Origin of the sequence: Blautia sp. 210820-DFI.6.14, assembly GCF_020558815.1 — a bacterium.
In the GTDB taxonomy this organism is placed as follows: Bacteria; Bacillota; Clostridia; order Lachnospirales; family Lachnospiraceae; genus Blautia_A; species Blautia_A obeum.
Genome location: NZ_JAJCKS010000001.1, coordinates 1 through 24,668, shown reverse-complemented (window position 1 = coordinate 24,668; position 24,668 = coordinate 1). Strand labels below are relative to the sequence as shown.

General features: G+C 41.1%; 24 protein-coding genes. 19 read left to right on the top strand and 5 right to left on the bottom strand.

The window, feature by feature from the left end:
- The 3 genes from LI112_RS00120 to LI112_RS00110 all read left to right on the top strand — a co-directional run bounded on the left by LI112_RS00120 (position 1) and on the right by LI112_RS00110 (position 3,300).
- On the top strand, positions 1–1,008 hold the full coding sequence (locus LI112_RS00120; protein WP_118392841.1) for an ABC transporter permease: 1,008 nt from the start codon (positions 1–3) through the stop codon (positions 1,006–1,008).
- Positions 1,009–1,097: 89 nt separating this feature from the next.
- Positions 1,098–2,126 carry a substrate-binding domain-containing protein gene (locus LI112_RS00115; protein WP_022388889.1) on the top strand — a complete coding sequence of 343 codons (1,029 nt, stop codon included), beginning with the start codon at positions 1,098–1,100 and terminating at the stop codon, positions 2,124–2,126.
- Positions 2,127–2,316: 190 nt separating this feature from the next.
- The gene (locus LI112_RS00110) at positions 2,317–3,300 is read left to right on the top strand and encodes an AraC family transcriptional regulator (protein WP_118392842.1); all 984 of its coding nucleotides are present in this window, start codon (positions 2,317–2,319) and stop codon (positions 3,298–3,300) included.
- 202 nt (positions 3,301–3,502) lie between these two features.
- Here the strand turns inward: LI112_RS00110 and LI112_RS00105 are convergent, their stop codons facing one another.
- Genes LI112_RS00105 through LI112_RS00095 form a run of 3 tightly spaced genes read right to left on the bottom strand, consistent with a single transcriptional unit; the run spans position 3,503 to position 5,251 of the window.
- Positions 3,503–3,718 carry a hypothetical protein gene (locus LI112_RS00105; RefSeq protein WP_005427618.1) on the bottom strand — a complete coding sequence of 72 codons (216 nt, stop codon included), beginning with the start codon at positions 3,716–3,718 and terminating at the stop codon, positions 3,503–3,505.
- A gap of 12 nt (positions 3,719–3,730) precedes the next feature.
- Positions 3,731–4,705, bottom strand: a complete 975-nt coding sequence (bsh, locus tag LI112_RS00100) for a choloylglycine hydrolase (protein ID WP_055055963.1) — start codon at positions 4,703–4,705, stop codon at positions 3,731–3,733.
- Positions 4,706–4,717: 12 nt separating this feature from the next.
- Positions 4,718–5,251 carry a DUF3877 family protein gene (locus LI112_RS00095; RefSeq protein ID WP_005427616.1) on the bottom strand — a complete coding sequence of 178 codons (534 nt, stop codon included), beginning with the start codon at positions 5,249–5,251 and terminating at the stop codon, positions 4,718–4,720.
- A 272-nt stretch (positions 5,252–5,523) separates the two neighbouring features.
- Between LI112_RS00095 and LI112_RS00090 the strand changes: the two genes are divergently transcribed.
- The 12 genes from LI112_RS00090 (at position 5,524) to LI112_RS00035 (ending at position 17,500) form a co-directional block, all read left to right on the top strand.
- Positions 5,524–5,877 carry an arsenate reductase family protein gene (locus tag LI112_RS00090; RefSeq protein ID WP_005427615.1) on the top strand — a complete coding sequence of 118 codons (354 nt, stop codon included), beginning with the start codon at positions 5,524–5,526 and terminating at the stop codon, positions 5,875–5,877.
- 205 nt (positions 5,878–6,082) lie between these two features.
- Entirely contained in the window at positions 6,083–7,594 is a 1,512-nt protein-coding gene (locus LI112_RS00085; RefSeq protein ID WP_118392843.1) for a citrate/2-methylcitrate synthase, read from the top strand.
- Positions 7,595–8,665 (top strand): tryptophan--tRNA ligase, encoded by a 1,071-nt coding sequence (gene trpS / locus LI112_RS00080; RefSeq protein WP_118012178.1) that lies wholly within the window; start codon positions 7,595–7,597, stop codon positions 8,663–8,665.
- Positions 8,666–8,917: 252 nt separating this feature from the next.
- Positions 8,918–9,283 carry a BMC domain-containing protein gene (locus LI112_RS00075; RefSeq protein WP_005427612.1) on the top strand — a complete coding sequence of 122 codons (366 nt, stop codon included), beginning with the start codon at positions 8,918–8,920 and terminating at the stop codon, positions 9,281–9,283.
- Between the two features lie 10 nt (positions 9,284–9,293).
- Positions 9,294–9,725 (top strand): BMC domain-containing protein, encoded by a 432-nt coding sequence (locus tag LI112_RS00070; protein ID WP_055065744.1) that lies wholly within the window; start codon positions 9,294–9,296, stop codon positions 9,723–9,725.
- A gap of 19 nt (positions 9,726–9,744) precedes the next feature.
- The gene (locus tag LI112_RS00065) at positions 9,745–10,275 is read left to right on the top strand and encodes a EutP/PduV family microcompartment system protein (protein ID WP_005427609.1); all 531 of its coding nucleotides are present in this window, start codon (positions 9,745–9,747) and stop codon (positions 10,273–10,275) included.
- A gap of 346 nt (positions 10,276–10,621) precedes the next feature.
- The gene (locus tag LI112_RS00060) at positions 10,622–11,671 is read left to right on the top strand and encodes a Gfo/Idh/MocA family protein (RefSeq protein WP_005427607.1); all 1,050 of its coding nucleotides are present in this window, start codon (positions 10,622–10,624) and stop codon (positions 11,669–11,671) included.
- Positions 11,668–12,582 carry a sugar phosphate isomerase/epimerase gene (locus tag LI112_RS00055; RefSeq protein WP_055055962.1) on the top strand — a complete coding sequence of 305 codons (915 nt, stop codon included), beginning with the start codon at positions 11,668–11,670 and terminating at the stop codon, positions 12,580–12,582. Before LI112_RS00060 ends, LI112_RS00055 begins: the two co-directional genes overlap by 4 nt.
- Before the next feature lie 102 nt (positions 12,583–12,684).
- The gene (locus tag LI112_RS00050; RefSeq protein ID WP_022388882.1) at positions 12,685–13,743 is read left to right on the top strand and encodes a substrate-binding domain-containing protein; all 1,059 of its coding nucleotides are present in this window, start codon (positions 12,685–12,687) and stop codon (positions 13,741–13,743) included.
- A 148-nt stretch (positions 13,744–13,891) separates the two neighbouring features.
- Positions 13,892–15,391, top strand: a complete 1,500-nt coding sequence (locus LI112_RS00045; protein WP_022388883.1) for a sugar ABC transporter ATP-binding protein — start codon at positions 13,892–13,894, stop codon at positions 15,389–15,391.
- 1 nt (position 15,392) lies between these two features.
- Positions 15,393–16,418, top strand: coding sequence for an ABC transporter permease (locus LI112_RS00040; protein ID WP_005427601.1), 1,026 nt, complete (start codon positions 15,393–15,395; stop codon positions 16,416–16,418).
- 92 nt (positions 16,419–16,510) lie between these two features.
- The gene (locus tag LI112_RS00035) at positions 16,511–17,500 is read left to right on the top strand and encodes a LacI family DNA-binding transcriptional regulator (protein ID WP_129795547.1); all 990 of its coding nucleotides are present in this window, start codon (positions 16,511–16,513) and stop codon (positions 17,498–17,500) included.
- A 160-nt stretch (positions 17,501–17,660) separates the two neighbouring features.
- Here the strand turns inward: LI112_RS00035 and LI112_RS00030 are convergent, their stop codons facing one another.
- Positions 17,661–19,628, bottom strand: a complete 1,968-nt coding sequence (locus LI112_RS00030; RefSeq protein WP_173898655.1) for an oleate hydratase — start codon at positions 19,626–19,628, stop codon at positions 17,661–17,663.
- A 119-nt stretch (positions 19,629–19,747) separates the two neighbouring features.
- Positions 19,748–20,311, bottom strand: coding sequence for a TetR/AcrR family transcriptional regulator (locus LI112_RS00025; RefSeq protein ID WP_022388884.1), 564 nt, complete (start codon positions 20,309–20,311; stop codon positions 19,748–19,750).
- Between the two features lie 239 nt (positions 20,312–20,550).
- Between LI112_RS00025 and LI112_RS00020 the strand changes: the two genes are divergently transcribed.
- The 4 genes from LI112_RS00020 to LI112_RS00005 all read left to right on the top strand — a co-directional run bounded on the left by LI112_RS00020 (position 20,551) and on the right by LI112_RS00005 (position 24,095).
- Entirely contained in the window at positions 20,551–21,480 is a 930-nt protein-coding gene (locus LI112_RS00020) for a DMT family transporter (protein ID WP_227190048.1), read from the top strand.
- A 269-nt stretch (positions 21,481–21,749) separates the two neighbouring features.
- Positions 21,750–22,178, top strand: coding sequence for a 50S ribosomal protein L13 (rplM, locus tag LI112_RS00015; protein ID WP_005427591.1), 429 nt, complete (start codon positions 21,750–21,752; stop codon positions 22,176–22,178).
- Positions 22,179–22,194: 16 nt separating this feature from the next.
- Entirely contained in the window at positions 22,195–22,587 is a 393-nt protein-coding gene (rpsI, locus tag LI112_RS00010) for a 30S ribosomal protein S9 (RefSeq protein WP_005427589.1), read from the top strand.
- A gap of 722 nt (positions 22,588–23,309) precedes the next feature.
- Positions 23,310–24,095: a hypothetical protein gene (locus tag LI112_RS00005; RefSeq protein ID WP_117638468.1), complete on the top strand. Its 786-nt coding sequence runs from the start codon at positions 23,310–23,312 to the stop codon at positions 24,093–24,095.
- The last annotated feature ends 573 nt before the right edge of the window (positions 24,096–24,668 follow it).

Here is a 24,668-nt window from a genome sequence, read left to right as displayed (position 1 = left end):
ATGGCTGGAAAATCTGGAAGAAGTATTAATAATGTGCCGGAGAGCCCAGTGAAGAAAATGATCTTCTCCTGGGAAGGAATATTGGTCCTGCTGTTTATTGCAGTCAATATTTTCTGTGCAATGTTTTCTGAATATTATAACCTGAGCAGTCTGCTTCGTCAGATGCCGGTTTATCTGGCAGAAGTATTCATGATGCTGCCGATGGCATACATCCTGGTACTTGGTGAGATCGATATCTCCGTAGGTGCGATTGTTTGCCTTTCTGCAACAATGAGCTGTATCGTGTGCAACACAAATGCACCATTTATCGTAGTTGTGATCACAGCGCTTGGCGTTGGTACCATCTGCGGAGCAGTTAACGGATTTATCCTTACCAAATTCCAGGAACTGCCTCCAATGATCGTTACACTGGCAACACAGATCATCTTCCGTGGTATTTCCGAGATCGTTCTTGGAAGCGGTGGAAGTATTTCTGCAAGTAACACTGATGGCTTCCGTGCGATCGGTGGAAAGATCGGAAATGTTCCATACATTCTGTTCCTGGTACTGATCCTTTCTGTAATCTTTGCAATTGTTTTAGGTAAGAGTACATTCGGACGTCGTGTATATGCAATCGGTACAAACCGTCTGACAGCATATTATTCAGGTGTTCATGTACAGAAGATCCGTTTTATCATCTACACAATCATGGGTACTGTTTCCGGACTGTGTGCACTGTTCCTGGTTTCTTCTTCATACGGTGCAAACACAACAACCGGTAACGGATTTGAAATGGATGCTATCGCAATGGCAGTATTCGGCGGTATCTCTTCTACAGGTGGTAAAGGTAATATCGCTGGTGGTGTTATTTCTGCATTCATCATCGTTTGCCTTCGTGTAGGTCTTGGTCAGAGAAACGTCAATGCACAGGTTATCCTGCTGATCATCGGTCTTCTTCTGATTGCAGCAGTAGCTCTTCCGAATATTATCGGAAATGTTAAAAAAGCAGTAAGCATGAAGAAAAACTAAATAAAAATTTAATAACGCTAGTGGCTGCTCTCTTGTAGCAGGGGAGCAGTTGCAAATAAAAAACTATATTTCCAAGGGAGGAAAACAAAATGAACAAAAAAATTATCAGCGCACTTCTTTGTGGAGCAATGGTACTTGGCTGTGCAGCACCTGTAATGGCAGCTGACAAAGCTGGGGACGGACAGAAAATCGCACTGGTTGGAAAATCAGCAGGTAACGCATTCTTCGAAATCGCTGCAAAAGCATTTAAAGAAACAGCAGAAGCTGAAGGTGCAACTGTAGATGTTGTTTACCCGGAAGCTGCAACAGCAGATGCTCAGATCAAAGTTCTTGACAACCTGATCTCCCAGCAGCCAGATGCAATCTGCATCTCCGCAAACGACGTTAACGCTCTTCAGGCTAAACTGGAAGAAGCTATGGACGCTGGAATCAAAGTATCTTCTTTCGACTCCGCTCCGAATAAAGACAGCCGTCAGGTATTCGTAAACCAGGCTGGTACACAGGCAGTTGGACAGGCTCTTATGGATGCTGTTCTTGACATCTCCGGTGGAGAAGGACAGTTCGCTATCCTTTCTGCAACATCTCAGTCTGCAAACCAGAACGCTTGGATCGACGCTATGAAATCCATCATGGAAGGCGATGAGAAATACAGCAAACTGGAACTTGTAGAAGTAGCTTATGGTGATGACGAACCTCAGAAATCTACAGACCAGACAGCAGCTCTTCTTCAGAACTACCCAGATCTGAAAGTTATCTGTGCACCTACAACAGTTGGTATCGCTGCAGCTGCTAAATACCTTCAGGACAACGAATCTGCTTGCAAACTGACAGGTCTTGGACTTCCTTCTGAAATGCAGGAGTATACAGGTGATGACGATGCACATTCCTGCCCATACTTCTATCTGTGGGATATGGAAGGTCTTGGAAAACTTTCCGCATATGCAACAATGGCACTTGTAAAAGGTGACATCACTGGTGCAGAAGATGAAACATTCACAGCTGGCGATATGGGTGAATTCACAATCACAAAAGCTGATGATGACGGAACAGAAATCGTTCTTGGTGAGCCACTTCAGTTCACACCAGACAACGTAGCTGACTACGCTAAACTGTACTAATCAGCACGCTTGGAGAAGCTAAAGTTTTTCTGAATATGATAAATCCTTAAAAACAGGGCGGAGCCGAAAGGCTTCGCTCTGTTTTTGTGTACTTTTTTGTCATATTGCTTTATACTGTCTGAGCATGGTAGAATAAAAGAAATAAGTTACCGGAGCAAAATTATAGCAGTGAAGAAAGCGGGAGTAACAGATGCAGCAGGCTTTATTGGATCATTTAAGAGTTGTAACAGAAGAAGAACAGAGAATCCTGGATGGGGTTGCAGAGGTAGATAAGGATCTTTATACATCTGGGAAGGATTTCACGGTGGACAGTGCGAAAATGCTCAGTGAGGGCAAACTGATCGCTGTACGTACCCATACACGATTTGTGCATTTTCCATCGCACAGGCATAATTATATTGAGGTGCTTTATGTCTGCCAGGGACAGCTTACAAATATTATAGGTGGCAAAGAAGTCGTGATCCATGCAGGCGAACTGTTGTTTTTGAACCAGTATACGAGACATGAGATCCTGCCAGCGGGGGAAGAAGATATTGCAATCAACTTTATGATTCTTCCGGAATTTTTTGATGTGGCCTATACGATGGCAGGGAGTAATAATGTCCTTGCGGATTTTCTGGTCAATGTACTCAGACAGGATGAAGAGCGGGGAGAGTACCTGCATTTTAAGGTCGCAGAGGTGCTGCAGATCCAGAATCTCCTGGAGAATATGATATACTCTCTTGTGACCGGTAAAGGCGATCAGAATCGGATCAACCAGACAACGATGGGACTGATTTTCCTCTATCTTCTGGAATCTGTACAGTATGCGGAGATGCGCCTGCCGAATCAGTATGAAAACATGATCACTATGACAACGCTGGATTATATCGAACAGCAGTACAAAACGGCGACACTTACAGAACTCTGCGAAAAATTGCATTTGCCGATGCATATGCTGAGTAAGATGATCCGGAAAAATACGGGATTTAATTTCAAAGAACTGCTTCAGCGCAAACGTCTGAACAAAGCTGTGGAACTGATGTGCGAGACAGATCTTCCGATCAGTGACATCATTGCAGCGGTTGGTTATGAGAATGGCAGTTATTTTCACCGGGTATTTAAAGAACGCTACCATACGACACCGAGAGCGTTCCGTGTGGCAAATGGAAAAGAAGAACGGGTGAGATTATAAAAAAGGGGCATTGCAGATGTAATAATAACATACATTTGTAATGTCCCTTTAGATTTTATTTTATCATTTGTGTCAGACAAGAACTGTCCACAGATTATGTAGAACATGAATGCAGAGAAGATGCTGTTCTGAACAGTTACCGGAGAAGTCCTCTTTTGTGTCCTGTTCTTTTGTACATATTCTAAAATCTGTGGTCAGTATATCACATGGTCAGGTTTTTGAAAAGCTCGATATCTGACGCTTTTACTTTGAGATTTGTCTCAATCACTTTTCCTTCAGCTGTTGTGATTTTGATCTCAATCAGTGTATCTTCTTTGACAGCTGTGCTGGCTGCCTGAAGAAACTTCGGGAATTTCGGATGATTCTGGGTAAAGGTTGCCCAGGAATTTTTTAACTGCATTAAATTTCCAAGATTCATGTGTTGTGCCTCCTAATTCTGAAAATGAATCTGCTCACCCTGAATGACCGGATAACAGATTAAAGTAGTTCCATCCAGATTTTCTCTGTGCATATCAACAGCACTGATCTGGTGGTTTTCGTAAGTTGTATAATAGTAAATTCCTTTTGTTGCGTTACAGCAGGATGTATAGAGTGTGATTTCATATTTTCCCTCAGTAACCTCGCAACAGCCCCTCTGCTGGTCAACGGAGCCAAGAATATGGAAAAACTGGCTGATGCTTTCAGCTTCGGAATCTCCGGAGATGGAATTCATCTTTGTGAAAGCAACACGTGCAAAACGGGAAGCAGAAGACAGGTCACCCGGAAGTCCGAGGGCACCCATTCCGCGGCTGTAGGCAGTAAGAGTCAGATCATCTGCAAAAGTATTTACGGGCTGTTTTGAAGAAATGTGCATATAATTATTCAACTGGAACATCTGCTGTGGAAAAGGTGGGTTATTTGTGAGTACACCGACCGGATTATCGTAGATATGCAGACCGTCTGCGATGGATTCTACTGTAATAGATGCAGTTTCATCAGAGATGATCCAGTGAAGCTGCGCCAGAGGAAACTGTTCGCTGAATGGAGTATTGACCAGATTCATGTGGGAAAGAAGTGTGCGAACTTCCGCGACAGAAGCACACTGGCTTAAGATCCACGGGATGAATTCGAATTGGGCAACATTGGTTACATCCGGTTTTACATTGGCATAAGCAGCATTTCCAACGAAATTCAGTCCTGCCATGCCAACACCTTTTTCATTGATGGCATCATAATATAATGGATAACCTCCGGCTACATGAGCCATGCCGATGATCGCATAGTGCGTTTGTTTTGTACCGGCATGCCGGAAAGAAAACGGATAATTCCTTGGAGTGATCGTAATCTGATCGCCGTAAGAAAATTCGTAGTCCAGTGTTCTTCCAAAATAAAAATCTTTTGTTTTATAAGTTGCAGCTGTACACATAAGCATTCCTCCTTAGAAATCGAAGTCTGCGTAATCTTCCGGCAGGAAGCGGTGGTAAATGATATGGCAGCCTTCGTCTTTGAAACAATAGTAATAAGTGTCTTCTGGTTTATCAGCAAAACGGATCAGACGGTCAAATTCGTCGTTGTTTATTTCTTCTGTGATAATGTTCTGTGAATAAGTATGGAACAGATCCAGAATTTCATTCATCGTGCAGTCGTGTTTTGCTACTAATTCCACAAGACTTTTGATGAATTCGTTTGGTGCGGTGTTATCATGCACATAGACGGTTCCTTCTTTTGGGATGTGAAAACAGAAACGATCTCCTTTGTGAGAGATTTCGATCTGTCCAAGCTTTTCTGTGATGGATGTCGGTAAGGCATTCAGGCGGGCCTGCATCTCGTCTGCATTGTCTGTGGCAGAGAAAAAATGATTCAGGGAAGAAAGCGGATAGTACAGACGGATATCTTCTTTAAAGAAACCGAGTTTCGCCTGTTCTTCCTTGATGATGTCGATCAGATTTCGTTCAAGTTTATCATAGCCCATGTCGGGAAACCTCCTTTATATAAGATGGATTAGTTTGCAATATGCATTCGGCCAGAATCGAAATGGTCGTAAGCAGTAAGTTAAATAACTGCAACATATTGTAGCAGATTCATACATAAAATACCAGAGTCGTTCGGAAAAAATAGAATGGACAGATTCGACAAAATGTTACAAAAAAAGCTCGTTGACAGTACCAGGGCAGTGGGATATCATAGAACAAAAGAGGTAACTGTTTACAGAGACTCAAAATTTGACATATAGGGGAAATCATCATGTTAGTTTTAGTATATCACAAATGCAGCACCTGCCAGAAAGCCCTAAAATGGCTTGATGAACACAAGATTTTTTTCGAGGAGCGCCCGATCATAGAGGAAAATCCTACATATGAAGAATTGAAAGAATGGTATGAAAAAAGTGGAATGCCACTTAAGAAATTTTTTAACACCAGTGGCATGCTCTACAAGCAGATGAACCTCAAGGATAAACTTCCGGAGATGTCAGAGGATGAACAGCTGAAATTACTGGCAACAGATGGCATGCTTGTCAAACGCCCGCTTGTAGTAGGTGAAGATTTCGTCCTTACAGGATTTCGCGAGAAAGAGTGGGAAGAGAAGATTCGGGGCTAGACGACAATTTTATACTGTGAAATTTTTGCTTACGAAAGTTTTGTTGATTTATCTCTATTTATCTATTGTATTTTAGGGTATATTCGTGTAAAATAGAATACAATTTAGTCTAGTAACGCATGAATGCGTGAATTCTGGCGAAGCTGTAAATGCATCGGCCGGAAATCCTTTGTAGAATAGAAATAGAGATGGAGGAAGAGAGCAAATGGCAGATCATGAGATGTTGAATCTTGAAGAGATGGGCAATTTGAAAGACAGCATGGAATTGCTTGGGGAAGAACTGATGAATGGTCACCGGATCAACCCGAATCTGTATGTAGAATATGATGTAAAAAGAGGCCTGCGTGACTCCGCAGGTAAAGGTGTCCTGACAGGGCTTACCGAGATTTCAGATGTAACAGGTTACGATCTTATTAATGGACGTAAGATCCCGGCACATGGAAGACTGTATTATCAGGGATATAATGTAAATGATATCATAGATGGTCTTAAGGGACGTAAATTTGGTTTTGAAGAAACCATCTATCTGCTTCTGTTCGGAAGACTTCCGTCAGATAAAGATATGGAAATATTCAAAAATATCATGGAAAACTTTGAAACTCTGTCCGGACGTTTTGTGCGTGACGTTGTTATGAAAGCTTCCAACGGTGATATCATGAATGCAATGCAGAGATGTATTCTCACTCTGTACACCTATGATTCCAAACCAGAAGATATTTCTGCGGAAAATGTTCTTCGCCAGAGCATTGAAATGATCGCAAAACTGCCTTTGATTGCAGTATATTCCTATCATTCCTACAGACATTTCCGTCGTGATGAGACTTTGTTTATCCGTAATCCACAGAAAGGGCTTTCCCTTGCAGAAAACATCCTTCTGATGCTTCGACCGGATGGCAAATACACAGAACTGGAGGCGAAAGTACTTGATATTGCCCTGATTCTTCATGCAGAGCATGGTGGTGGTAACAACTCTACTTTTACGACACACGTAGTTACTTCTTCCGGAACAGATACTTATTCTTCTATTGCAGCATCTATCGGTTCGCTCAAAGGACCTCGTCATGGTGGTGCAAACCTTAAGGTACAGAACATGTTTGAGGATATCGAGGCGAATGTCAAAGACTGGACAGATGAGAAAGAGGTAGAAGCATATCTCCGCAAGATTCTGAATAAAGAAGCATTCGATCATACCGGTCTGATCTATGGTATGGGACATGCTGTTTATACACTTTCTGATCCGCGTGAAGTAATCCTGAAACGTTTTGCCAGAGACCTTGCACAGGAGAAGGGAATGATGAAAGAATTTGCCCTTTACGAACTGGTAGAACGTCTGGCAGGAAGAATGGTCATGGAACAGCGGAGACTTTTCAAAAATGTCTGCGCAAACGTAGACTTTTACAGTGGTTTCGTATATACTATGCTTGGAATCCCCAAAGAGCTGTTTACACCAATTTTCGCAATTGCACGTATTCCGGGATGGAGCGCACATCGTCTTGAGGAAATCCTCAATGCGAGCAAGATTATCCGTCCGGCATATAAATATGTGGGACATCATGCAAACTTCGTTCCGTTTGAAGAAAGAGAGCCGGAGGAAGGCTGCGAAGAAGTATTGCGGGATCTCGAAAAGGAATCCCCAGAACAGCCGGAAGAACAGGCAGAAACTATAGAAAAAGAGGCACCGCAGGATTCGACAGAGTGCCCTGAGGAGAAGAAATAAATGAAACAGGTTATTTTAACTGGTGACCGTCCTACCGGAAGACTTCATGTAGGACATTATGTAGGATCACTGAAAGAACGTGTCAAACTTCAGAATTCCGGTGATTATGATGAAGTTTATATTATGATCGCAGATGCACAGGCACTGACAGACAATGCAGAGCATCCGGAGAAAGTACGTCAGAACATCATTCAGGTTGCACTGGATTATCTGGCATGCGGGATCGATCCGGCAAAATCTACAATCTTTATTCAGTCTATGGTACCGGAACTGACAGAACTGACTTTTTATTATATGAACCTTGTTACGGTTGCACGTGTGCAGCGTAACCCTACCGTTAAAGCTGAAATTCAGATGCGTAACTTTGAGGCAAGCATTCCGGTTGGTTTCTTCTGTTATCCAATCAGCCAGGCAGCAGATATCACAGCTTTTCGTGCAACTCATGTGCCGGTTGGCGAGGATCAGCTTCCAATGCTTGAACAGTGTAAGGAGATCGTACACAAATTTAATACAGTATATGGCGAAACTCTTACCGATCCAAAGATTGTCCTGCCATCCAATAAGGCATGCTTACGTCTGCCTGGTATTGACGGCAAAGCCAAAATGAGTAAATCTCTTGGCAACTGCATTTATCTTTCTGATGAGGAAGCGGATGTTAAGAAGAAGATCATGTCCATGTTTACGGATCCGAATCATCTTCGTGTCCAAGATCCTGGTCGTGTAGAAGGTAACCCGGTATTTATTTACCTGGAAGCATTCTGCAAACCGGAATATTTCCCGGAATTCCTTCCGGAATACCAGAACCTTGAAGAACTTGAAGATCACTACCGCAGAGGCGGACTTGGTGATGTCAAAGTTAAAAAATTCCTGAACAAGGTAATGCAGGCAGAACTTGGACCGATCCGTGCAAGAAGAAAAGAATGGGAACAGCGTATCCCAGATGTTATGGATATTCTCAAAGAAGGCAGCAGAGTAGCAGAAGCCAAGGCCGCTGAGACTTTGAATGCTGTTAAGGCATCCATGAGAATCAACTATTTTGACAGCGACCAGTCTGATATGTATCAGAAATAAAAAGCATTAAATTATAGCAACTGTTTTGGAAAAATCTGAAACAGTTGTTTTTTTGTGCGTTTTAAATCTGATAGAAAAAAATGTGTGTTGTTTTTTGTGGGTTTCTTTTTGGAAATCAGTTGTTTTTTGCAGAGTTTAAATAAGATAACCTTGACATCAGGAAAGTTAAATAGTAAAATTATAACTATTAGATAGTCGGTATTATATGAGGTATTTGACGATAGATGAGATTATGAAAGTGAGGAGCTATCAATGGCAAATGAACATAATGATCAGATCAGAATCGTGCAGGAGACGGTTGCAGGTAAGGAGATTACCTTTGCACATGTAATGGGTGGCCCGGCTCCGATCATATATCAGAAACTCGGATTAAATCCTCAGGTGGATTATCGTTCATCTGCAATCGGAATCATGAACATGACACCATCTGAGTCAGCAGTTATCGCATCTGATATTGCAGTGAAGAGCGGCAATGTATATCTTGGATTTGCAGACCGTTTTACAGGAACGATGATCATTACAGGAGAAATCTCAGATGTCATGTCCGCAATGACGGAAGTCGTAGATTATTTCCGCGATACGCTGGGATATGTGGTTTGCAATATTACCAAGAGATAGGAAGTAAGGCATGGAAGAACGAATAACGAGAGAAGAGCTTCTCGAAAGACTGTTTCATGATGATTATGAAAATCTGAAAGGAAAGAAACTTCGTCTGACGCGTGTACGGGTTCCGGGTAAGTCTCTTGATTTTGCACATGTAATCACTCCTTCAGATCCGGCTGTTTATCAGAACCTGGCACTCAACATTGGTGTTCACGAAGGAGAAGATCATACAGGTGAATCCATTGGTATTATGCGCGTTACGCCATGGGAGGCCATTGTGGTTGCAACAGATGTTGCAGTGAAGGCGGCAGATGTTCAGGTAGGATTTATGGATCGTTTCAGTGGAGCACTGATTATACTTGGCGGTTTATCGCAGGTGATGACTGCAGTAGAAGAAGTTGTGAAATTTTTTCGTGATGAGCTGCATTTCGATGTATGTGAGATTCACAAAAGCTGATAACAGGACAGGATAAAGAATGAAAAAAGTTTTCTTAATGGGGCGAAGTGAAGCTGGTAAGACTTCTTTGACACAGGCGTTGAAGGGTGAAGAATTACATTATCACAAAACCCAGTATACAAATTCAAATGAAGATACGATCGATTCACCGGGAGAATACGCAGAATCCAAGCATTTCAGCGTCGGACTGGCGTGTTTTTCTTTTGAGGCAGATGTTGTTGCAATCGTGCAGGCGGCAGATGAACCATTCAACTTATTCAGTGATGGCAGCAGATGTTTCCTTTTGAGACCGCTGATCGGTATTATTACAAAGGTTGATTCTCCATATGCTAATTTACCAATGGTTCGTCAGTGGATGCAGAATATGGGATGTGAGCATATTTTTGAGGTGAATAATGTTACACGTGAAGGTATTCCTGAATTGATGGCGTATCTTCAGGATGATCTTCCGAAGCTGACACTTGAACAGGCTAAGTTTAAGCAGAGCCTTGGGCTGAACGAATGGCAGCCATTGCCGGAAGGTGTGGAATATCCGAAAGATATTCGATAAGACATGACAGAGAGACATACAGAGATGTGTGTCTTTTTTTTATGTAATAATGGAAAATTACTCCGTAATGTTCCTATTACATAAAAACGCTCTGCGAGGATGCGACCAGATGCAGATGGAATATGTCTGCTACCTGGTAGAAAAATGAAAAGAATGAAAAGTTTTCAGAAATGAAACATAAAACATGGTAATAAACATCAAAAATGAATAATAAAAAGATGCAAAACATAGAAAAAATATACGTATAGCACAAAAATATTGACTGTATTTCTGAAAAATGATATGTTTTAAATGAAAAATGAAACAAAGATTGAAAGAAAAATGAAATCATAAAGGGGGTAATGAGATGGTAAAAGTCGGGATTATAGGATGTGGAAAGATTGCACAGGTTCGTCATATTCCGGAATATCTGGATAATCCGAATGCAAAGCTGACTGGCCTTTATGATCTGAATCTGCAGCGGGCAAAAGAACTTGCTGAAAAATATGACTGTAAGTCTTATGAAAGCGTTGAGGAGATGCTGGCAGATCCGGAAATTGATGCAGTCAGTGTATGTGTGGCAAATCATGTGCATGCTGAAATTACGATTGCAGCATTAAAAGCCGGAAAACATGTACTTTGTGAAAAACCGATGGCAACAAAATTAAAAGACTGCCAGATGATGGTGGATACAGCAGAGCAGATGAGCAAAAAACTTATGATCGGTCAGAATCAGAGATTTGCAAAAGCCCATGCAGAAGCAAAAAAACTCATCGAGCGTGGAGATATCGGAAGCGTTCTTACTTTCAAAACAACATTCGGACATGGCGGTCCGGAAACATGGAGTGTAGATGCTGGTCCGCAAAACTGGTTCTTTGATAAGAAGAGAGCTGCAATGGGAGCAATGGCAGATCTTGGAGTACATAAGACAGACCTGATCCAGTACCTGCTTAATGATACAGTAGAGGAAACAACTGCAAAAGTTACGACTCTGGATAAGAAAGACAGTAATGGAAACCTGATTGGAGTAGATGACAATGCCATCTGTATTTACAAAATGAAGAGCGGAATCATCGGAACGATGACAGCCAGCTGGACGTATTATGGTGAGGAGGATAATTCCACGATCATCTATGGAACAGAAGGAATGCTCAAGATTTATCATGACCCGAAATATTGTATCGAACTGATCCGCAAAGATGGAGGAAAAGTGTTCTACGATATTGATCAGATTCAGACAAATGATAATCAGACAAAATCAGGAATCATTGATGCCTTTGTAGAATCTGTAGAAAATGATACAGAACCGGCTGTTCCGGGGAAAAGCGTACTCAGTGCAATGAAAGCAATTTTCGGAAGTCTGAAATCAAGCGAACTTGGAAGAACCGTTCGCGTAGATGAGGAGGAATTAGAGTGAAGATAGGGTTAGTCAGTGCAATACTGGAAGATTATGATTTCAAAAAAATGATCGATACGGTTTCAGAGATTGGCTATGAATGTGTGGAAGTTGCCTGCTGGCCGAAAGCCAAAGCAGAGCGCAGATATGCAGGAGTCAGCCACATCGACGTGGCAAATCTGGGAGACAAAGAAGCAGAAGAAATTCTTTCTTATTGCAAAGAGAAGAATGTGGAGATTTCTTCTCTGGCATTTTATCCGAATACCATGGATGGAAATCTGGAAAAAAGAGCTGCCAATATTGAACACTTATACAAAGTAATCGATGCAAGCAAAAAACTTGGAATTAACCTTGTTACAACCTTTATCGGAAGAGATCAGACAAAGACAGTAGAAGAAAATCTGGAACTGGTAAAAAAAATCTGGATTCCGATCGTGCGTTACGCAGAGGAAAAGAAAGTTCGTATTGCAATCGAAAACTGCCCGATGCTCTTTGACGGAGATCAGTGGCCAGGTGGACAGAACCTGATGACAACACCGGTAATCTGGAGAAAAGTCTTTGATATTCTTGACAGTGATTATATCGGAATCAATTATGATCCATCTCATTTTGTATGGCAGATGATTGATTACATCCAGCCGCTTTACGAGTTTAGAGATAAAATCTTCCATGTACATTACAAAGACATTAAACTTTTCAAAGAAAAACTGAAAGAGTGTGGAACAATGGCATATCCACTTCAGTACATGAAACCAAAGCTTCCGGGACTGGGAGATGTGGATTGGGGCAAATATGTGTCTGCATTAACAGACATTGGATTTGAAGGATATACCTGTATTGAAATTGAAGATAAATCTTTCGAAGGTTCCGAAGAAAGAGTTCTGGACAGCTTGAAACTTTCTCTGAGATATATGAGACAGTTTGTAATCTGAGAAGTTGCTCTGAATAATTGAATTATTAAATAAAATGCTGAAATAATGCGGGGGAAAACCGCTTATTAAAAACAAACATATTCCAAAAGGAGGAAATGAATTATGAAGAAAACAGTAGTTTGCATGCTGATCGCAGCTATGACAATGGGTAGTATGGTTACTCCAGTATTTGCGGACGGAGAAGGAGATGCTACACACATTTATGTACTGACAGCTCCGGAAGATCATGGCTGGACTGGTTCCGTAGCAACATTCGCAAAAGAAAAAATCGAAGAAGTAAATGACGCAGGAACTTACAGTGCAGAGCTGATCACATCTGCAGATGCAGCAGAACAGATTGTCAACATCGAAGATATCATCGCAGCTGGTGAAGACAACATCGCTGTTGTTATTCAGCCAATCGATGATACTGTTCAGTCTGCAATCCAGCAGCTGGTTGACGCTGAGATCCCATATGTAGCTTTTGACCGAATCATTGAAGGCGTAGCTGACAGTGCAGTATCCAACGTAAAAGGTGACAACGAAGGTATCGGTGCAGCATGTGCGGCTTACTATACAGAGCAGGGATTAAAACCTGGTGATGCAGTTTATGTATACGAAGGAGATACTTCTTCTGTAACAACTCTCCGTGATGAAGGATTCACAAAGTACCTTACCGGAGAACTGGAATACGATGGAAAAACAATTGCAGACGATGCAAAATGGTCTGAAGACGATCTGAAATCTATCACATATTCAGGTGCTATGAACTGGAGCCGTTCTGATACAAAGACAGCCTATGAATCTCTGCTCGGAGATGCATCCAACGCAGATATCAAATGGTTCTATGCAGAAGACGATGAACTTGCAATGGGTATCCTTGAAGCTCTTCAGGGCGGCGGAATCGACGATGCAACAAAAGAAAAATTCCTCGGAAATGCACCTTATCTGACAGGCTGTGGCGGACTGGATGAGCTTTATGCAGTACTTCGTGGTGAATCCTTCACAGATATCGCAGATCAGTTTGGTGGTATTGTATCTGTAACTTACAGCCCGGCAATGATCCAGACAGCAATCCAGGATATGGTTGATTATCTGGATGGAAAAGATGTAGAACAGGATCACGTAATTGCCTGCGAAATCGTAAATAAGGACAACGTAAAAGATTATCCTTCTTTCTAAATCGAGTAATTTTCGTGATATAATTCTTTTTAATAAGACAGAAATGGCGAAGGGAACTGTAAAGTTCCCTTCTGTCAGATAATTAAATGAATGCGTATCAGAGCAATGTATCAAAAAGCCCGGTAACTCGGGCGGGGAGGCGAGAATTATGAGTTTGCTGCAGATGAAGAACATCTGTAAGTCCTTCAGTGGGGTTCCGGTACTGAAAAATGTACAGCTTACAGTAGAAAAAGGAGAGGTGCATGCACTTCTTGGAGAAAATGGAGCGGGAAAATCAACACTTATGAATGTTTTGACAGGTGTATTTCCGCGTGATAAAGGCGAGATAGAATTTGATGGTAAGGAACTGAAAAATATTACAATAAAGCAGTCTGAAAACCTGGGAATAGCTTTTGTTCATCAGGAACTAAATCTGTTTAATGATCTGAAAGTATATGAAAATATTTTTCTTCAGAAAGAATATACGACTAAATTTGGATGTCTTGATAAGAAAAAAATGATTCAGGAGGCAGAGAGACTGTTCCAGGAACTGGGAGTGGATATTGATCCTACGCAGCAGGTTTCTAAACTGAAAACCAGTCAGAAACAGTTACTTGAAATATCAAAAGCACTGTTTTTTAAAGCAAAACTTCTGATTTTGGATGAGCCAACAACATCATTAAACAATGATGAGGTGGCACATCTGTTTGACATTGTCAATAATTTGAAGAAAAAGGAAACTTCCTTTATCTTTATTTCACATAAAATGCCGGAGATTTTCCGTCTGTCAGACCGATATACCGTATTCCGAAATGGAGAATTTATAGGTGCCGGAAATATAAAGGATACTACACCAGAAGATGTTACACGTATGATGGTTGGAGAGAAATATTCGGATCAGGATGTATATGAAAAAAGGTCGTTGGGTGATATAATCCTGGAACTGAAGGATTTCAGTGGAGAAGGTTTTCGCAATATCAATCTGGCAGTAAAAAAAGGCAGTATTGTTGGACTGACCGGCCTTCAGGGTGCCGGAAGCAGTGAACTGATGCAGTGTATGTTTGGTGTAACAAGAGCATACAGCGGCGAGATGCGGGCAATGGGCAAAGTTATGCGGGATCACTCTATTCATACAGCTATGAAAGATCAGATTGCGATGCTTGCTTCGAACAGAAAAGAAAATTCTGTGATTCCAGATATGAATATTCTGGAAAATATGTATCTGTCAGAACATACTCTTTCTGCATGGAAACCAGCTATTTCAAAAAAGAAAGAAATAGAGAGATATAAAAAATATAAAGAGATGCTGAATATAAAGGCAAATTCCTGCGAAGATTTAATTACATCATTAAGTGGTGGAAATCAGCAAAAAGTTTTTCTTGCACGTTGGCTGAATACAGATGCAGAAATTCTTCTTCTGGACAACCCGACACAGGGAATCGATGTAGGAGCAAAAGCAGAAATTTACAAACTGATCCTGGAACTTGCAAAACAGGGAAAAACAATTCTGATCAATACTTTAGAAATACCGGAGATCCAGAAAGTTGCCGATTACTGTGCAGTATTTTATAACGGTGAGATCATTAAAGTTCTGGAACATCAGGAAATTGATGAGATGACAGTCATGATGTATTCAACAAATGCGGCGCAGGCAGAGGAGGGAAAATAAGATGAGTAAAAAGAATACAGCAGTTCCTGGACGTATCGCAGGATTTTTGGGAGAAAATAGTTATATCATTGTTTTTGTGGCAATTTTTATCGTATATGCACTGACAACAAACGGACTGACCTGGAGCGGTATGATGAATGTATTTCGTCATTCTGCAGTAATTGGCATCATCGGATTGGGCATGGGACTGATCTGCATCACCGGTGAGATCGATCTTTCTGTTGGTTCCATGCTGGCTTTAGATGGTGGATTTTCTGTCATTATCTTTAACATGACAAACAGCATTATCCTCACATTTTTATTTGCAGTTCTGTTTGGCGCATTCTGCGGACTGATCAATGGCGTGATGGTAGGATGGATCCAGATGCCAGCATTTATCGTTACACTGGCAACGATGCTGATTTATCGTTCTTTTGCACAGTATTTCTGCCAGCATGTGGATAAAGCACTGATCGGGGGAGGAAGTTCTGTGTACAAGATGGCAAACAGCCAGTCCTCTTATCAGACACTTTATAATTTTGGTAATGGAAAAGTATCTACGATTCCGATCGTTGGTCTGATCCTTATTATCATGACACTTGTTTTTGTATATATCACAACAAGTACAAAATATGGCAAAAAAGTATATGCAGTAGGAAGTAACATGAAAGGTGCACAGATGGCGGGAATCAATACCGCGGTTGTGAAAATTTCTGTATTTGTGATCGCGGGTGCACTTGTTGGAATCGGTGCTTTTCTCTGGATTGCAATGAATGCTTCTGCTGACCCGGCAACGACAGGAAACAGTTATGAGATGTATGCTATCGCAGCAGCAGTCCTTGGTGGAATCAGTATGTCGGGTGGAAAAGGAAAATGTCTGGGAATTCTGTTTGGTGCAATGTCCTATACGATTATTGATAAAATTATTGTGTCCCTTAAAATGGACTCTCTTATTAACAACGCGATTAAAGGAATTATTCTGTTGATCGTCATCATGGTGCAGATTGTAGGTCCGCAGATCAAACAGAAATTCAAGAAGACAGAGTAGAAATACAGGAACATAAATATCTCTGTTAAACAGGCTCAAAATGCTTTATAATAGAAATGATTTTAACCTAAAACCTGAAAAAGAGAGAAAGTATGAAGAAGATAACTGTTTCGTTAATTGCTGAGAAAGCACAAGTATCACCGGCAACGGTATCAAGAGTTCTGAATCACAGAGAACTGGTGAAAGAGCCAACAATACGACGGGTAGAGGAAGCAATGCGTTCTCTGGGCTGTCAGATAGAAAATACAGTCACAGTTTCGAAGGAGACACAGCCGTTGATCGTTCTGAACATTCCGGGAATCGAGAATGTATTTTATCAGGAGATCATCCGGGGTGCGAGAGTATCTGCAAAGGCACATGGATGCCATCTGCTGATCCATGAATCACATCTGAATAAAGGGAATCTGCTGGATTTCTGCAATCTTCTGCGGAGAGTGGATGCAGCAGGCGTGATTCTTCTGAATCGTGTTTCGGAAGAGGGCCTGAATCAGATACGAGTGATCGCTCCGCTGGTACAGTGCTGTGAATATAATGACCATGCGGATTACCCATATGTCAGTATTGATGACGCCAGAGCTGCAGAACTTGCAACGGAATATCTTCTGTCAAATGGAGGAAGTAAGATCGCGCTGATCAACGGACCGGGAAACTTCAAATATGCAAGAAGACGTCAGGAAGGATTTATGAATGCACTTCGTAACGCGGAGGTCATGATCCCGAAGCAGTGGATCGTGCAGCTGCCGGAAGTAAGCTATGAGATGGCTTATGCAGCGGTGTGCAGACTTCTGAATTCTGACAGCAGACCGAATGCATTTTTTACCATATCCGATGTTTTTGCAGCGGCAGTGATCCGTGCGGCGAAGCGTTTTCACCTGCATGTACCGCGGGATATTCTGGTGGTTGGATTTGATAATATTGAGTTATCCTCTATGACCTCACCTTCGATCACAACTGTCAATCAGCCGAAATTCCAGATGGGCTATACAGCCTGTGAAATGCTTCTGGAACTGATGGAAGATCCTCATGAGGAAATGAAATCGCTTTTACTTGATACAGAACTGGTGATCAGAGAATCAACCTGAGATAAAAAGATATGTAACTTTACAGAAAAACACCGGAGCAGGTTATGAAATCTGTTCCGGTGTTTTCTTGAATATGTGTGCATTCTTAAGATATCATATCTGAATCCCAGATGCAGTAGCACATATTATAGAAATATTGTACATTTTCTATTTTTGATAATTACATTCCATCTTTCAGCACATCATAGTCTCTCAATACTTTCTCGATCACCGTTCCCTTAATGAAGTGGAGCAGAGGTTTCTTAATGATGCCGGCTCCCGGAATATCAATTTCCAGTGGAGATTTACCATCCATCAGCTTCACACTGCTGCTTAAGAGTTCACGGATATCGTAAACGCTTCCCCATACTTCCGGTACGCCACGGTCAACACCGAGGAGTCCATAAACAGCTTCCATCGCAGTTCTGACAGAGTATTCTGTGGTGAATACGGTATCACGCGGGGTATCTGCGAACTGACCGAGGAAGGCGAAGTTTACACAGCCATCCGGGATAACATCCGGGCGGTCACCCTTGGTTCTTGGCATGAAGAATGCGGTGATATAAGGCATCATGGTCGGTACGCACACTGCACTGTGTTCAGCAAGTTCATCAATCTGATCTTCCGGAACACCGAGATGATACAGCCACTCTGCGGTGATCTCTTTACCGGTACAGTCTTTCATAGGTTTCTTGATATAGTCGCCAGGTACATCTGTGAACAGACCATAAACCCATACGCAGACCTTATCTTTGTCCTGATCCTTGAACTGTCCCTGACGGTTGATGGTCCAGCTTAAGAGCCACTTGGAATCCTGACAGCTTACGATACCACCTGTAACAACTTTGCCAGTACGCGGATCACGTTTGCAGATGTCAGTAATATAAGGAATGATCTTGTCATCCAGAGTTGTGACGGTCGCGGATTCCCAGTTGGTCTTGTTGATATCGGAGCAGAATTTTTCCGGATGTCCGAAGGACGGATCCTGTGCTGCGATATTTTTCCAGAGTGACCAGCAGCCGCTTGTACGAACTTCCGCATCACCGTTTGGTGCATGGTTCTGATCACCGTAGATCGTGCCTTCTGTACAGCTTCCGTTGGTAACAAATACGAGGTCATTTTCAGTAAGGACGATGCCTTTTTCTACGCCGTTGACTTTGCATTCGATTGCAGAAGCAATCTTCTTGCCATCCTTGAAATCAAAGATAACGTTAGTAACTTCAGTATTAAACTGGAAGTCAACGCCAGCATCTTCCAGATATTTCTGCATAGGCAGGATCAGGGAATCATACTGGTTGTATTTTGTGAATTTAAGTGCACTGAAATCCGGAAGGCCTGCGATGTGATGAATGAAACGCTGGAAGTACAGCTTCATCTCCAGGGCACTGTGCCAGTTTTCGAATGCAAACATGGTTCTCCAGTACAGCCAGAAGGTGGAATTGAATACTTCATCATCGAAAACATCTTCGATGGTCTTATCGTAGAGGTCTTCATCTTTAGTCATAAAGAGCTTCATGATTTCCATACAGCCCTTCTGGCTGAGGTTGAATTTGCCGTCTGTATGAGCGTCTTCTCCGCGATTTACAGTTGCACGGCAAAGAGAATAGTTTGGGTCATGTTTGTTCAGCCAGTAGTATTCATCCAGTACGGAAACACCAGGTGTTTCAATAGAAGGAATGCTGCGGAACAGATCCCAGAGACACTCGAAATGGTTTTCCATTTCACGGCCGCCTCTCATGACATAGCCACGTGTTGGATCAAAGATACCATCGCAGGCACCACCGGTGATGTCCATAGCTTCCAGAATGTGGATATGGGAACCAGGCATCTGACCGTCACGAACGAGGAAGCAGGCAGCAGCGAGTGAAGCAAGCCCGCTGCCTACGATATAAGCGTTTTTGTCATCGACGCCTTCTGGCTTTTCCGGACGGGCGAATGCTTCGTAGTTACCGTTTGTATAATAAATACCTTTGCTGTTCTTTTCATATTTGCCGCGTTCTGTGTTGCGGTAATCAGATCTGGCAGCTTCGGCTTTTTTGGCCTTTGTAGCTTTGATCTCTTTATTTTCCTGAGACGTTTTGGTAAGAATAGCTGCTGCGCCGGCTCCGGCTGCAAGTACAACACCAAGTTTTAATCCTTTTTTAGACATGTAAAAAACCACCTTTCATTTGTTTGTGATGATGTGTAGCTTTCCTTTTCTGTCTCTTATAGTATTGCCATTTGCGTTTGAATTCAATTTACAAAAAATATGGAATGAGTAAAAACTTATCATTTGGCATGTTTTGTAAAGTTTTGAATAGAATTTGTGATGTTTCCATGGATTGTGATGCACATGTTGTCACAGATAGATGCATAATCTGATCGCATTCCCTGACGAATCCAGTCGAGCATGATTCCGACAAAACTGTATTTGTAAAAATCAGCGATGAAATTTTTCTGTTCGTTAGTAAGAAGTGTTTCTTTTGACTGCTCTTCGACAACACCCATGATAAGGTAATGAGTTAACTGGAAGAGAAAATTCTCAATCTGTTCCCGACTGATTGCGTTGTAAGCATTTATAATGAAAGGTTTGTTTTCATAGACTGCTTCAAAAATCTGAAGAAGTCCTTCCTGCCAGGTATCATAGGTCTTTTTTCCCTGGAGAGCTTTACGTGATTCTTCGAGACATGCCCATTCGACCAGATCGTAGATATCTTTGAAATGATAATAAAAAGCCATACGGCTGATGCCACAGTCGGTGGTCAGATCGTTGATCGTGATTTTGTTCAGCGGCTTTTTGAGAAGAAGTTTTTTCAGGGATTCTGCCAGAGCATGTTTGGTGATATTTGACATGGGATTCCTCCGTTTGTGTGTTGGCTTTGAAGTGCATATTTCGGGATTTTGCCATATTTATGACAAAACACTTCACGGGATAGTGCCAGTGAGCAGTAACTGTTTATTATTATAATAGGATAACGGAATGTCTGCAAGGTTGACAGTTACTGGCACTGGTGAGAAAATTAGGATACAATTACTGTTTACTCAGTTGTTGTGAACGGTCAGATATAATGAACATCGGAGGCAGGATATATATGAGTGGATTAAAAATAAAACAGGAATGGATGCAGAAAACAGTTGTTGTCTGGTTTGGCGCACTTTTATGTTGTCTGTTGTGGGGAAGTGCATTTCCCTGTATCAAAATCGGATATCGGCTGTTTGAAGTTGATGCAGCGGATACGGCATCGCAGATCCTTTTTGCCGGCTGCAGATTTACACTGGCAGGAGTTCTGGCAGCTGGGATTGGAAGTGTAATGGAGGGACGTTTTTTACGTCCGGAGAGAAAAGCAGCAAAAGAAATTATCTGGTTAAGTCTGCTTCAGACGATCATTCAGTATTTCCTTTTTTATATGGGACTTGCACATACCAGTGGAGTAAAAGCTTCTATTATAGAAGCGGTGAATGTATTTATTGCGATTCTGGTAGCCGGATTTTTGTTTCATCAGGAAAAGATTACATCAAGAAAAATCACTGGCTGCATTCTGGGATTTGCAGGAGTAGTATTGATTAATCTGAATGGAATGAACTTTCAGTTCAGTCTTGCAGGAGAGGGAGCCATTTTCTTTTCTACGATCGCTTATGCATTTTCTTCGGCGTTTGTAAAGAAATTTTCTCAGAAATTTAATCCGGTCATGCTCAGTGCTTATCAGTTTATTATCGGAGGAATCGTGCTTATGGCAGCAGGAGGCGTTATGGGCGGACATATTACAAAAGTGACACCAAGTGGAATCGGACTGCTGGTTTATCTGGCGCTGGTTTCAGCAGTGGCATATTCCCTCTGGGGCATTCTTCTGAAATATAATCCGGTTTCAAGAGTTACAGTATTTGGATTTATGAATCCGGTATTTGGCGTGCTTCTTTCGGCACTTCTGCTGGGCGAAACAGATCAGGCATCCGGAATATTGGGATTGCTTTCACTTCTGCTTGTAAGTGTTGGAATTTATGTGGTAAACAGTGGAAAGTGACCATGGATGATCGAACATGAAATACAGCGTAAAAAATCGTAAAAATTATGGAAAAAACTGTTGACATATGAATGCCCTTATAGTAGAATAACTCAATGTGACATAGTGCGATGACTCCTGAGCCAAAGCCCCGGCAAAGGTGTTTTTATCAGCGGTTTCGGACATTTCCGCAGTATAGATTTGCACTGTTCACCAGGAATTTTATATATGATATTACGGATGACCGTAATTACACAAACTATCGTTGATAAATAACAGGAGGTAAAACCATGCAGACTTATATGGCTAATCCAGATAAAATCGAAAGAAAATGGTATGTAGTTGACGCTGAAGGCTGTACACTGGGCCGTCTGGCATCTGGTGTTGCTAGCGTATTAAGAGGAAAGAACAAACCGCAGTTCACACCACACGTTGATACAGGTGATTATGTGATCATCGTTAACGCTGATAAAGTTAAAGTAACTGGTAAGAAAATGGATCAGAAGATTTACTATCATCACTCCGATTATGTTGGTGGAATGAAAGAAACCACATTAAAAGAAATGATGGCTAAGAAACCGGAGAAGGTTATCGAGCTGGCAGTTAAAGGTATGCTTCCAAAAGGACCTCTGGGAAGAACCATGTACAAGAAACTTTTCGTTTATGCCGGACCAGAGCACAAACATGAAGCTCAGAAACCGGAAACCTTAACATTTTAATAGGAGGTAGGAGACATTGGCTAGCGCAAAATTCTACGGAACAGGAAGAAGAAAGAAATCAATCGCAAGAGTTTACCTTACACCTGGTACAGGCAAAATCACAATCAATAAAAGAGATATCGACGAATACTTCGGATTAGAGACTCTGAAAGTTATCGTTCGTCAGCCACTGGCTGCAACAGAAACAGAAGGAAAATTTGACGTTCTCGTTAACGTTAAAGGTGGCGGATACACAGGACAGGCTGGTGCCATCAGACATGGTGTTGCAAGAGCCCTTCTTGAAGCAGACGCTGAATACAGACCAGTTCTTAAAGCTGCTGGATTCCTTACACGTGATCCACGTATGAAAGAACGTAAGAAATACGGTCTCAAAGCAGCTCGTAGAGCACCTCAGTTCTCTAAACGATAATTTATCGTTCAATATTGTATTATCTATCCCGGGAGCAATATGCTTCCGGGATTTTTCTAAAATTAATCTAATATCTTCTGATATTCAAAGCATTGATTCATTCATAATTCAAACAATTCAAATCAGTTAAAATAAATTTCAATAAAAAAATCCTAAATTATATTAATAAAATAGAATAGCAAAAAAAGTATCTTCAAAAGGGAAGTTAAAGTAATAAAGATAAAATCTAATGGCGGATGTTATCCTCGGACCATAGTAATAGTAAGAAAAGGATACAATCGCGAGTGATAAAGTATCTTTAAACAATGGAAAAATAACATGAGGATGCAATTGAGAATGATAAAGCATCTTTAAACAATGGAAAAATAACATGAGGATGCAATTGAATATGGCAAAGCATCTTCGGGTTTAGGGCAAGATGAATTAAGGATGCATTTATCGGTATCTGATATATGAAGAATATCTGCAAAAGTATAGAGAAAATAGTTGAGGATGCACAATTATTAACAAAAGTATCTACATGAGGAATTGAGAAGCAAATGAAGATATAACAGGATACAAAAAAGTATCTTTAAATTTAAGGACTATCAAGTTGAGTCATAGTTTAAGTCTTATAAAATAGCAATTGAATAAGCTATAAATTTGCGAATGGAAAACAGTAAATTAAATGAGAGAGAACAAATAAAATCAATAAATAAAACCAATAAAGGAGAAAGTGATTTATGCAAAAATTCAAAGATGCTTTACGTGAGGAGCAAAAACGATTGGAAGAGATAATTGCAAAGGCAAAAAAAGAGAATGAGCATATGCCGGAAGGCAATCTCAGAATATCAAAGCACAAAAACAGATGCCGCTATTATCATTGTGTACATGATAGAAATGGCATCTATATACCGAAAAGAAATATGATATTAAGAGAGCAATTAGCTCAAAAGGCATACAATAGCTCCATCATAAACATAGCAGAAGAGCAGCTTGCTAAAATAAATAAAATGTTGGAAATAGATGCGGATGAGGAAATGAAAAAAATGTATGATTCCTTGCATCCTGACAGAAAGAAATTAATAAATCCAATTGAGGATACCTGGGAGAATAATCTTCAAAAATGGTTTGCAGCACCATATCAAGGGAAAGAATTTCAAGAGGGCGCACCTATGATTTTAACTGAAAATGGAGAAAGAGTACGATCAAAATCCGAGAAGATTCTGGCAGATTATTTTTACAGGCAGAATATTTTGTATAAGTATGAAAAACCATTATATTTGAAGGGGTATGGCACTGTTTATCCTGACTTTACATTTTTGTCTTCAAAAACAGGGAAAGAGATATATTGGGAACATGAGGGGATGATGGATAAGCAAGAATATGCAAGAAATGCTGTTCGAAAAATAGAATTATATCAAAAAAATGGGATTTATCCTGGGGAACGATTGATTCTTACATTTGAGACGGAACAAAGTATGCTTAATCAGAATATATTAGAAAAATTAGTAGAGAAATATTTATAAACTACTGTAGCTGAATTTTAAATTGCTACGAAAAGTATCTGCAATGATGAGTATTTTTACTATGAAGATGATATTTGGGATAAGAAGGTATCTGCAGATCAAAGAAAAGCAAATTGTAGATGCAAGTATTTGTAGGGAAGTATCTTTAATTTGCAAAGAAAGCAAGATAAAGATACACTAATCAGGCTGCAAGCATCTTCAAGTGCCATAGAAAGAAAAGCAAGATACACTAACCAGGCTGCAAGCATCCTCAAGTGTCATAGAAAGAAAAGCAAGATGCAATCACCAAGTAGCAAGCATCCTCAAGTGCCATAGAAAGAAAAGCAAGATACAATCACCAGGCAGCAAGCATCTTCAAGTGCCATAGAAAGAAAAAGCAAGATGCAATCACCAGGTAGCAAGCATCTTCAAGTGCCATAGAAAGAAAAGCAAGATACAATCACCAGGCAGCAAGCATCCTCAAGTGCCATAGAAAGAAAAGCAAGATATAATCACCAGGCAGCAAACATCCTCAAGTACCATAGAAAGAAAAGCAAGATACAATCACCAGGCAGCAAGCATCCTCAAGTGCCA